Genomic DNA, 9,840 nt, shown 5'->3' on the forward strand with positions numbered 1-9,840 from the left:
GAAGGAACTGTCAATGAGCAAGGTCATTTCAGGAATCTCGATGTCGTTGGACGGGTTCGTCACCGGGCCGGACGTCACCCGCGAGCAGCAGCTGGGAGACGGCGGCGACGTCCTGCACAGGTGGCTGCACGAGCCGGACCCGCGCGACACCGAGCTGTTGGACGGGATGCGCGAAGGTGCCGGCGCGCTGCTGATGGGCCGGCTCTCCTACGACCTGGCCGAGGGCGACGGAGGGTGGGGGGACGGCGGCCCGGCCGGCCCGGTGCCGTGTTTCGTGCTCACCCACAACCCGCCGGCCCCGGAGACGGTCCGGGCACCGTCGGTCTTCACCTTCGTCACCGACGGCGTCCGCGGCGCCGTGGAGCGGGCGAAGGCGGTGGCCGGGGGCAAGGTGGTCGCCGTGCACGGCGCGAGTGTCGCCCAGCAGTGCCTGGCCGCGGGCCTCATGGACGAGATCCAGATCCATCTGGCTCCGGTGCTGCTCGGCGGCGGCACGCGGCTGTTCGAACATCTGGGCGGCCGGTTCCTGCTGGAGCGCGTCGCGGTGATCGACAGTCCGAACGCCACCCACCTGCGCTACAGGGTGGTCCGCTAGCGCTCCGGAGGTGACGGGTTCGTGCTCTACAGCCTGTAGAGTACGAATTCCGTTCGGGCGAAAGGTGAAAGCATGCTGCGTTGGTTCCGGGTCGTGGCGGTGGCCGAGGCGTGCTCGTGGGCGGGCCTGCTGGTCGGGATGTTCTTCAAGCACGTGACCGCCACCGGCGAGCTCGGCGTGAAGGTGTTCGGGCCGATCCACGGGGCGATGTTCGTGTTGTACGCGCTCGGCGTGGTGCTTTCCGCGCGGGAGGCGGGCTGGAGCCGGGGCGCCGTGGTGCTGGGCCTGGCGTGCGCGGTGCCGCCGTTCACCTCGTTGTGGTTCGAACGCCGGATGGCGGCGCGCGCGGCGGTCGGCCAGGCGACCTGACCGGGCCGGTCGCCGGCGGCGCCGGTTCCCCCACGAATAGGGCTGTCTTGAATATTTTTTCAACTTCGCCGATCTCGGCACCCCCGCGACAGGTCATGTGAAACGCGGCTCACACGACCCCGGACGATGCATATGGTGCTGAAGGCGGCTACAGTACGCTGCAACCATAGCGTCCTTGGAGCACCATCATGGCGAAGCGCATCGTTGAATCTTTTATCGACGACATCGACGGAAGTGAAGCCGAGGGAACCACCGCGTTCGCCCTCGACGGCACTAACTACGAGATCGACCTGTCCGGCGACAACAGGGAGAAGTTGGAGAAGGCTCTCGCGCCCTTCATCACCAAGGCGCGCGCGGTCCGCGCCGAGCGGACCCGCGGGCGGCGCGGAGCCGGCGGCGCGTCCCGGTCCATCAGCCGTGAGAAGTCCACCGAGATCAGGCGGTGGGCCAAGGCCCAGGGCCTTCCGGTGAGCGAGCGCGGCCGCATCGCCGCCACCATCGTCCAGCAGTACGAAGCGGCCCACTGACCGGGCGCGCCCGGACCCGGCTCCGCCCTATTGGAAACGGGGCCGCCGGCACGATCGAGCCGCGCGGGCGAGCACATCTCCATAAGTCGCGGGAATTGCGGCCGGAGCCGAGTTCATGGAGACCGGCCCGCGGCCGCCGGTGCAGAACAAAGGGAACTAGCGGTAAGTGGCGCCGCTTTGAATAAAGGTTAATCTCGACCGTGCCGGCGGCTCTTCGCGTGGGCGAGGGCCGGGCTCCTCGCCGACCCATGATGTCGGCGACGCCGAGCCTCGACCTCCCTGTGATGGGCCCCAGTTCGCCGAAGCGGTTTCGGCCGGAGGGGGTTGGACCCTACGTTGGGGTGGATGAACCCGAGCACGATCGCTTCCCCATTCGTAGCCCGCCTCTTCCCACGCTCCCAGGTGTGACCATGGCACCGACTCCCCCGCATCAGCCGATCCGCATCCTGTTCGTCGGTGGCCACGGCAGGTCGGGCAGCACCCTGGTCTCCCGCGCGCTGGGCGCGGCCGAGGGCGCGGCCTGCGTCGGCGAACTGCGCTACCTCTGGACGCAGGGCGTGACCAAGAACCAGCTCTGCGGCTGCAGCAGGAGATTTCGCCGGTGCACGTTCTGGCAGGAGGTCGGCCAGGCCGCCTTCGGCGGCTGGCGGAACGTCGACGCCGCCGAGATGGCCAGGCTGCACCGCTCCGTCATGCGCATCAGGCACGTGCCGCGCTACGTCCTGCCCGGCGCCACGGGCGCCTTCGCCCGGCGCGTCCACCGGTACGCCGAGACCATGGCCGCCGTCTACCGGGGGATCGCCGAGGTCAGCGGGAGCTCGGTGATCGTCGACTCCTCCAAGTTCCCCACCTCGGCGCTGCTGCTGCGCCGCGTCTCCGGCATCGACCTGCGCATCGTCCAGCTCGTACGAGGCCCGCACGGCGTCGTCCACTCCTGGTCCCGCAAGGTCCAGCGCGCCGACAAGAACGGGCGGCTGATGGCCACCCACTCCCCGGCGCAGACCGCCGCCGAATGGCTGGCCTTCAACGCCGCCATCGAGTCGTTCCGCCTGACCAGCACCCCGTGGACGCTCCTGCGCTACGAGGACTTCGTGGCCCGGCCGCACCGTGAGCTGTCCAGGGTGCTGGAGTTCGCCGGGCTGCCGTCGGCCGGCACGCCGTTCCTCGGGGACGGCACGATCGACCTGCCCGCCGATCACAGTGTGGCGGGCAACCCGATGCGCATCCGTACGGGCGTGGTGCCGCTCCAGGCGGACGAGGAGTGGAGGTCGGCGATGCGCCCGGCCCGCCGCCGCCTGATCACGGCCTTCACCGCCCCGGGGATGTTGCGCTACGGCTACCCGCTGCGCTGACCCCGCGTGACGGACTCGGTCCGGCGACGCCCCCCTTCCTGCGCGCACCCCTGGGCCGAGCACCGGCTCCGGCCACTCATTATTTAGGCTATACCTACATGGAAGGTAGGTTTTGCGACAGGAAGGCCGCTGATGAACCTCCAGTTCCTCTGGTACATCCCGAATCAGGTAGAGCCCGGGCACCGCGGCGACGACACCGTGGAGAACCACAACAGCCTGGAGACCCTGACCGAGCACGCCAGGACCCTTGAGGCGCACGGATGGGGCGGGGCGCTCATCGGCACGGGCTGGGGACGGCCCGACACGTTCACGGCCGCCACCGCGCTGGCCGCGCGGACGTCCACGTTCCAGCCGCTCATCGCGATCCGGCCCGGCTACTGGCACCCGGCCAACTTCGCCTCCGCGGCCGCGACCCTCGACCACCTCAGCGGAGGGCGCGTGCTGGTCAACATCGTGTCGGGCAAGGACAACCTGGCGGCGTACGGCGACAGCGAAGGCAACCAGGCCGACCGCTACGCCCGGACGAAGGAGTTCATGCGGATCGTGCGGAAGTTGTGGACCGAGGAGGACGTCACCTACAAGGGCGAGCACTTCAGCGTCACCGGCTCCACCGTGACGCCGCGGATCGTCGTCAGGGGCGAGCGCACGCACCCCCGGCTCTACTTCGGCGGCGCTTCCGAGGCCGCCGAGCGGGTGGCGGCCACCGAGGCGGACGTCCAGCTCTTCTGGGGTGAGCCGCTCGACGGCGTGCGCGCGCGGATCGAGCGGCTGAGGAGCCTCGGCGAGGAGCTCGGACGGGAGCACCCTCCGCTGGAGTTCGGGCTGCGGATCACCACGCTGGTGCGTGACACCACCGAACAGGCCTGGGCCGACGCCGAGGCCAAGGTCGCGGAGATGGCGAAGGGCAACGGCTGGCGCGGCCCCAACTGGAGCGCCGCCGTAGGCCAGCGGCGGCTGCTCGACCTGGCCGCGCGGGGAGAGGTGCTCGACGACAACCTCTACACCTCGCCCGGCAGGTACGGCGGCGGCGGCGCGGGCACCACCTGGCTGGTGGGCTCGGCCGAGGACGTGGCCAGGTCGCTGCGCAAGTACCAGGCCCTCGGCGTCACCCACTTCGTCCTGTCCGACACCCCCTACCTGCCGGAGATCAAGCGCCAGGGGGACCGGTTGTTGCCGCTGCTCCGCGGGTGAGCGCCAGGTCCCGCGTCACGCGGAAGGGAGGGCGGCGATCGTGAAGCGGCGGTTGGCCAGGCTGGGGTTCTTGGCCCGCACCTGGTCGATCCGCTCGGCCGACAGGGCGCCCGACGCGAGGCCCTCCGACTCGCCGGCCGACGCGACGATCGTGCCCATCGGGTCGATGATCATGCTCTGCCCGGTGCAGTTGGGGCCGGACTGACCCGACATGACCAGGTAGGAGGTGTTCTCGATCGCGCGGGCGCGGGCCAGCGTGGTCCAGTGGTCCTCCTTGGCGGGGCCGACCACCCAGGCGGCGGGCACGATGACCGCGTTCGCGCCGGCGTCCACGAGCAGCCGGGCGATCTCGGGGAAGCGCAGGTCGTAGCAGGTCATCACCCCGAACGTGAGCCCGCCCATGCGGAAGGTCAGCGGCGTGAACTCCGCGGGCTGGATGCGGTCGGACTCCTTGTAGCCGAAGGCGTCGTAGAGGTGCACCTTGCGGTAGACGCCGATGCGAGCGCCGTCGGCGTCGAAGGCGACCACGGTGTTGGAGGAGCGGGGGTTGTCCGGCAGCTTCTCCGTCATGCCCGCGACGACCGCGATGCCGTGGCGCTTGGCGGCCTCGCCGACGGCCGCAACGAACGGGCCGTCCAGCGACTCCACGGCGCCGCTGATGTCGGCGGTGACGTCGGGATTGGAGTACATCGCGTTCTCGGGAAGCACGACCAGGCCGGCCCCGTCGCCGGCGGCGCGCTCGATCAGCCCGCGCACCTTCTCGAGGTTCGACTCCTTGTCGGTGGTGGCGCCGAACTGCGCCACCGCGATCTTGATGCTCATCTGATCTCCTTGGGTAACGGCGGTCATGCGAAGTACTTGGCCGCGCCTGAGTAGTCGGAAATGCGGCCGCCCGCCGCGATCGCCTCGCGGGCGGGGATCTCGGCGTCCTCCTTCTTCTTCAGCACCGCCGCGATCTCCAGCGCCTCGGCCGGGTCGAGGATCGCCACCCCGTCGGAGTCGGCGAACACCACGTCACCCGGCGTGACCACGACGCCGCCGATCGACACCGGCACGTTGATGGACCCTTCGATGCCGGAGATCCGCGTGGTGTGGGCGGCGACGCCCCGCGAGTACGCGGGGAAACCGTATCCGGCCATCTCCTCGATGTCGTTGATCTGCCCGTCGATGACGGCGCCCACGGCCCCCCTGGTCTTGGCCGTGAACGACACCAGCCCGCCGAAGCACGACCGCTGCTCGTCGCCGCTCTGCTCGACGACGAGGACGTCGCCGGGCCGCAGATCGTCGACCGCGACGTGCACGGCGGTCGAGTCGAGATGCGGCAGGCGCACGGTGACCGCGGTGCCGACGAACTTCAGCGGCCGCGCGTTGGGCGTCAGCCCTCGGGGGAAACCGTGATCACGCAGGTGGCCGAGGGTCGAGGTGCAGACCTGGCTCAGGGCCTCGGCGATGCGGGGATCGATCGAGGGGGCGGACGGATGGCGGACGAACATGAAACAACTCCCGATAACTGATATCTGCTGAGGTCCTAGCGGAGGACCTTCTTCAGGCCGGCCGCCCGTTCGATGACCACCATGAACAGCACGCTGATGGCGATCAGCACGACCGACAGCGCCGCGATCTGCGGATCGGTCCTGCTCTCCACGTAGTGGAAGATCTCGACGGGCAGGGTGGTGGCCTGCGGGCCGACGACGAAGAGGGAGATGACCGCCTCGTCGAAGGAGATGAGGAAGGCGATCACGCCGCCGGCCAGCACCCCGGGGGCGATGAGCGGCAGGGTCACGCGGGTGAACGTGCGCCAGGGGGACGCTCCGAGGGTGCGGGCGGCCTCCTCGCAGGACCGGTTCATGGTCATCAGGCTCATGGAGGTGGTCCTGACGACGTAGGGCACCGTGATGGCCAGGTGGGCCACGATGAGCCCGCCGTACGTTCCGGTGATCTTGAGGGGGGCGAGGACCAGCAGGAGCGCGAGCCCGAGGACGATCGCCGGCACCATCAGCGGTGACAGGAAAAATCCGGACAGGGCCTCGCGGAACCGGAACTCGTGCCTGGTCAGCGCAACCGCGACGGGCACCCCGATCAGCAGCGCCAGCAGCGCCACCCCCACGCCCACCACGGCGCTCACCTGGAACCCGTGGATGAACTCCGCGTTCTGGGCCAGGCGCTCGTACCACTGGAAGGTGAAGCCCTGCGGCGGGAACGACATCGTCGACTGCGTGTCGAACGAGATGACCACCACCATGAGGATGGGCGCCAGGAGGAACAGGTACAGCAGGGTCACGACCACCCTGGTCGGCCAGCCCTTGAGCTTGGATGTCACGCCGCCCCCCTACTGGGCCTCGATGCGCCGCAGCGCCCGCTGGTAGATGACGATGACGACGGCGAAGAGCGCGAGCAGGATGAACGCGATGGCCGCGGCGAACGGCCAGTTGAGCGTCGCCGTCGCCTGGTCGTAGATCTCGGTCGCCAGGTAGAAGACCTTCCCGCCGCCCACCAGCCGCGGCGTGACGAACGAGCTGATCGTCAGCACGAACACCAGCAGCGCCCCGGTCAGCACGCCCGGCATGCTGAGCGGCCACACGATCCGCCAGAAGGTGCGCCAGCGGTTGGCTCCGAGGCTCTGCGCCGCGTGCTCGAGCTCGGGGTTGAACCGGCCGAACCCCGCGAGCAGGCAGAGGATCATGTACGGCATCATGATCTCGACGAGCGCGATGTAGACGCCGAGCCGGTTGTTGATCAGCGCGAGCGGCTGGTCCACCAGGCCCGCGCCCAGGAGCGCCTGGTTCACCACACCCTGGTTGCCGAGCAGCACGAGCCAGCCGTACGTACGGACGACCGAGCTCGTCAGCAACGGCGCCACGGCCAGCGCCACCAGGATGCCCTTGAACTTCGACTCGGTCCGCACCAGAAACAACGCGATCGGGTACGACACCAGGATCGTCAGCACCGTGACGCCGAGGCCCAGCAGCGTGGTCTCCCACGCCATGTCCCAGTAGTAGGAGTCCCCGACGAACTGCGCGTACGAGTCGAGGGTGAACGTCTCCTCGATGAACCCGGTGGAGTCCCCCCGGTTGAAGCTCATCCGCAGGAGCCAGGCCAGCGGCAGGACGAAGGAGACGGCCAGGCCGATCAGCCCCGGCACCGTCAGGCCCAGCACGGTCAGCCGGGTGGAGCGGGTCTTCGCAGTCATGTCAGTACCAGGGCGTCCTCGGCCTGCCAGGACAGCCGGACGGTCGCGCCGCGCTCCAGGCGCTCCGCCGCGCCGGCCACGGACTGGACGGACACGGTGTCGTCCCCGACCCGCACGCCGTACTCGATGGAGTCGCCCACGTAGACGACCGTCTCGACCGTGCCGTGGGCGTCGTCGGCGGCGGCCTTGCTCAACTGCAGGCGGTGCGGGCGGACCAGCACCGTCGCGGGCCCCTTCGCGCCGTGGTCGTCGACGGCCCGCAGCTGCCCCAGCCCAGCCACGTCGAGCTCCGCGACGCCGTTCGCGGTGTGCGTGATCTCGGCGTCGAAGAGGTTGGCGCGGCCGATGAAGTTGGCGACGAACCGGTTGGCGGGGTGCTCGTAGATCTGCTCGGGCGTGCCGACCTGCTCGATGACGCCCTCCGACATGACGACGATGCGGTCGGACACGGCCAGCGCCTCGTCCTGGTCGTGGGTGACGAAGACGGTGGTGATGCCCAGCTTGCGCTGGATCGACCGGATCTCCTCGCGCATGGTGTCGCGCAGCTTGGCGTCCAGGTTGGACAGGGGCTCGTCGAGCAGCAGCACCGACGGCTCGATGACCAGGGCGCGGGCGAGCGCGACCCGCTGCTGCTGGCCGCCGGAGAGCTGCTTGATGCGGCGGCCGCTCAGGTGACCCAGCCTGACCAGGTCGAGCGCCTCCTCGACCCGCCGTCTGGCCTCCGCCTTGGAGGTGCGGCGCATCTCCAGGCCGAAGGCGACGTTGCGGGCGACGTTCAGATGGGGGAAGAGCGCGTAGTTCTGGAAGACCAGGCCCATGCCGCGCTGGTGGACGGGGGTCCTGGTCAGCTCCTTGCCGTCCAGGTGGATGCGGCCCGAGGTCGCCTCGATGAGACCGGCGATCATGCGCAGGGTCGTCGTCTTACCGCACCCGGAAGGGCCCAGCAGGGAGACGAACTCGCCCTGGTCGATGCCGAGGGTGAAGTCCGCGACGCTGGGGCGCTCCGTCCCCGGATATTTCTTGACGATCCCGTCGAGCTGGAGGAAGGACATCGTGCCGCCTCAGCTCGCCAGGATCTCTCGGCGCCACAACTGCGTCCACTTCTCGCGATTGGCGGCCACCTGTGTCCAGTCGACCTGCAGGATCTCGGCGGACTTCGCCGGGTCGAGCGAGGTGCGCTTCAGCGCCTTCTCGCTCGGCTTCGCCTTGGTGTTGGTGGGCGCGTAGAACATGGCCTCGGTGAAGGCCTCCTGCGACTCGGGGCTCAGCGTGTAGTTGATGAACGTCTGCGCGGCGGCCGGGGACGGCGAGTCCTTCACCAGGTTGATGGTGTTGATCTGGAAGATGGTCTGCTCGTCCACGATGGCCACTTTGAGCTTGCCCTTGCTCTCGTCGGCGTAGTACTGGCCGCGCGCGTTCCAGCCGACGGCCAGCGCCGCGGTCCCCGACTGCACGAGCGTGTACGAGTCGGGCTGCGGCGCCCAGGTCTGCACGTTCGGCGCCAGCTGCTTGAGCCGGGCGATGCCCTGGTCGACGGACTTGGTGTAGTCGCCGCCCGCCTTGGCGTTCTCGATGAGCATGAGGCCGGCGCCCTGGATGTCGGGCTGGGCCGGCACCACGACCTTGCCCTTGTACTTGGGGTCCCACAGGGCGTCCCACGACGTGGGGGCCGGGGTGACGGAGTCGTTGTAGAGCAGGACGAGGCTGTCGAACGTCAGCGCCGGGCCGAAGTTGCCCTCGACCTTGCCCCGGGGGTCGATGTCCTTCATGTTCGGCACCTTGGCCGGGTCGAGCGGCTGGAACACCTCGGACTTGTTGCCGGTGCCGGAGGTGGAGATGTCCATGATGGAGATGTCGGTGTCCGGACTGTTCTTCGCGGCGCGCAGTGACGCCAGGTTCTCGGCGGAGTTCGCCGAGCCTACGAAGTTGACCTTGATCTTCGGGTATTTCTTCTGGAACGGCTCGATGACGGACTTCTTGAAGACGTCCTCGAAGATTCCCGAATATCCCTTGACGGTGATGGTTCCTGCGTCGGGCGCGTCGTTGGTGGGGGTGCTGGAACTACCGGAACAGCCCGCCACCGTGGCCAGCGCAATGGCGAGCAGCCCGCCGGCCAACGGCTTCAACTTCATCGAATCTCCTTAAGCGTGGAGACCCCGGGTTTCAGCCCTGGGGAGGAAACGCGGCACAGCGCCGCATATCGAACACATGCACGATGCTTAGCTGATCGCGTGGTACCGTGTGACGCGTGGCGCAGATCGTGAAGCGGGCCTACAAATACCGCTTCTACCCGACCCCCGGCCAGGCCGAAGAGCTTGCCCGGACGTTCGGCTGCGTCCGCCTCGTCTACAACAAAGCCCTCGAAGAGCGCACCCGCGCCTACACCATGGAAGGCCGTCGCGTCTCCTACGTGGAGTCGTCGGCGAAGCTGACCGAGTGGAAACGCAGCGGCGATTACGACTTCCTGTTCGAGGTGTCGTCCGTGCCGCTGCAGCAGGCGCTGCGCCACCTTCAGGCGGCATTCGCGAACTTCTTCGCCAAGCGCGCCCGATATCCCACCTTCAAGAGCAGGAAGAAGGCACGCGCGAGCGCGGAGTACACCCGCTCGGCGTTCCG

At 68.9% G+C, this 9,840-nt stretch carries 12 protein-coding genes; 6 read left to right on the forward strand and 6 right to left on the reverse strand.

Annotation, left to right across the window (positions count from 1 at the left end; genetic code table 11):
* The first annotated feature begins 13 nt into the window (after window positions 1-13).
* The 5 genes from ACZ6SA_RS42120 (at window position 14) to ACZ6SA_RS42140 (ending at window position 4,034) form a co-directional block, all read left to right on the forward strand.
* The gene (locus ACZ6SA_RS42120) at window positions 14-595 is read left to right on the forward strand and encodes a dihydrofolate reductase family protein (RefSeq protein WP_465834655.1); all 582 of its coding nucleotides are present in this window, start codon (window positions 14-16) and stop codon (window positions 593-595) included.
* Window positions 596-667: 72 nt separating this feature from the next.
* The gene (locus ACZ6SA_RS42125; protein ID WP_347649407.1) at window positions 668-964 is read left to right on the forward strand and encodes a DUF3817 domain-containing protein; all 297 of its coding nucleotides are present in this window, start codon (window positions 668-670) and stop codon (window positions 962-964) included.
* Between the two features lie 188 nt (window positions 965-1,152).
* Window positions 1,153-1,491: a histone-like nucleoid-structuring protein Lsr2 gene (locus tag ACZ6SA_RS42130; protein WP_347619729.1), complete on the forward strand. Its 339-nt coding sequence runs from the start codon at window positions 1,153-1,155 to the stop codon at window positions 1,489-1,491.
* Between the two features lie 410 nt (window positions 1,492-1,901).
* Window positions 1,902-2,843 (forward strand): sulfotransferase, encoded by a 942-nt coding sequence (locus ACZ6SA_RS42135; RefSeq protein WP_465834658.1) that lies wholly within the window; start codon window positions 1,902-1,904, stop codon window positions 2,841-2,843.
* Between the two features lie 132 nt (window positions 2,844-2,975).
* Complete coding sequence (locus tag ACZ6SA_RS42140; RefSeq protein ID WP_465834660.1) at window positions 2,976-4,034, forward strand: LLM class flavin-dependent oxidoreductase; 1,059 nt, start codon at window positions 2,976-2,978, stop codon at window positions 4,032-4,034.
* 15 nt (window positions 4,035-4,049) lie between these two features.
* On the opposite strand, the gene ACZ6SA_RS42145 is transcribed toward ACZ6SA_RS42140, so the two are convergent.
* From ACZ6SA_RS42145 to ACZ6SA_RS42170, 6 genes are read right to left on the reverse strand one after another with little or no spacing between them, the layout of a single operon-like run.
* Complete coding sequence (locus ACZ6SA_RS42145) at window positions 4,050-4,856, reverse strand: carbon-nitrogen hydrolase family protein (protein WP_465834662.1); 807 nt, start codon at window positions 4,854-4,856, stop codon at window positions 4,050-4,052.
* A gap of 23 nt (window positions 4,857-4,879) precedes the next feature.
* The gene (locus ACZ6SA_RS42150) at window positions 4,880-5,527 is read right to left on the reverse strand and encodes an RraA family protein (protein WP_347649411.1); all 648 of its coding nucleotides are present in this window, start codon (window positions 5,525-5,527) and stop codon (window positions 4,880-4,882) included.
* Between the two features lie 35 nt (window positions 5,528-5,562).
* Window positions 5,563-6,354, reverse strand: a complete 792-nt coding sequence (locus tag ACZ6SA_RS42155; protein WP_347649412.1) for an ABC transporter permease — start codon at window positions 6,352-6,354, stop codon at window positions 5,563-5,565.
* Between the two features lie 9 nt (window positions 6,355-6,363).
* Window positions 6,364-7,224 (reverse strand): ABC transporter permease, encoded by an 861-nt coding sequence (locus tag ACZ6SA_RS42160; RefSeq protein ID WP_465834665.1) that lies wholly within the window; start codon window positions 7,222-7,224, stop codon window positions 6,364-6,366.
* Entirely contained in the window at window positions 7,221-8,276 is a 1,056-nt protein-coding gene (locus ACZ6SA_RS42165; protein ID WP_347649414.1) for an ABC transporter ATP-binding protein, read from the reverse strand. The genes ACZ6SA_RS42160 and ACZ6SA_RS42165 overlap by 4 nt, the downstream gene beginning before the upstream one ends.
* Before the next feature lie 9 nt (window positions 8,277-8,285).
* The gene (locus tag ACZ6SA_RS42170; RefSeq protein ID WP_443153450.1) at window positions 8,286-9,356 is read right to left on the reverse strand and encodes an ABC transporter substrate-binding protein; all 1,071 of its coding nucleotides are present in this window, start codon (window positions 9,354-9,356) and stop codon (window positions 8,286-8,288) included.
* 116 nt (window positions 9,357-9,472) lie between these two features.
* Between ACZ6SA_RS42170 and ACZ6SA_RS42175 the strand changes: the two genes are divergently transcribed.
* Window positions 9,473-9,840 (forward strand): RNA-guided endonuclease InsQ/TnpB family protein (locus ACZ6SA_RS42175; RefSeq protein WP_465834668.1); only part of this gene is annotated, 368 nt, incomplete at its 3' end.

The sequence above is a fragment of the Nonomuraea sp. NPDC049378 genome, from assembly GCF_055586745.1.

Coding starts and splice junctions, on each gene's coding strand:
- ACZ6SA_RS42170 (WP_443153450.1), bottom strand. CDS start 9,356: ATGAAGTTGAAGCCGTTGGCCGGCGGGCTGCTCGCCATTGCGCTGGCC.
- ACZ6SA_RS42125 (WP_347649407.1), top strand. CDS start 668: ATGCTGCGTTGGTTCCGGGTCGTGGCGGTGGCCGAGGCGTGCTCGTGG.
- ACZ6SA_RS42145 (WP_465834662.1), bottom strand. CDS start 4,856: ATGAGCATCAAGATCGCGGTGGCGCAGTTCGGCGCCACCACCGACAAG.
- ACZ6SA_RS42160 (WP_465834665.1), bottom strand. CDS start 7,224: ATGACTGCGAAGACCCGCTCCACCCGGCTGACCGTGCTGGGCCTGACG.
- ACZ6SA_RS42130 (WP_347619729.1), top strand. CDS start 1,153: ATGGCGAAGCGCATCGTTGAATCTTTTATCGACGACATCGACGGAAGT.
- ACZ6SA_RS42165 (WP_347649414.1), bottom strand. CDS start 8,276: ATGTCCTTCCTCCAGCTCGACGGGATCGTCAAGAAATATCCGGGGACG.
- ACZ6SA_RS42140 (WP_465834660.1), top strand. CDS start 2,976: ATGAACCTCCAGTTCCTCTGGTACATCCCGAATCAGGTAGAGCCCGGG.
- ACZ6SA_RS42120 (WP_465834655.1), top strand. CDS start 14: ATGAGCAAGGTCATTTCAGGAATCTCGATGTCGTTGGACGGGTTCGTC.
- ACZ6SA_RS42135 (WP_465834658.1), top strand. CDS start 1,902: ATGGCACCGACTCCCCCGCATCAGCCGATCCGCATCCTGTTCGTCGGT.
- ACZ6SA_RS42150 (WP_347649411.1), bottom strand. CDS start 5,527: ATGTTCGTCCGCCATCCGTCCGCCCCCTCGATCGATCCCCGCATCGCC.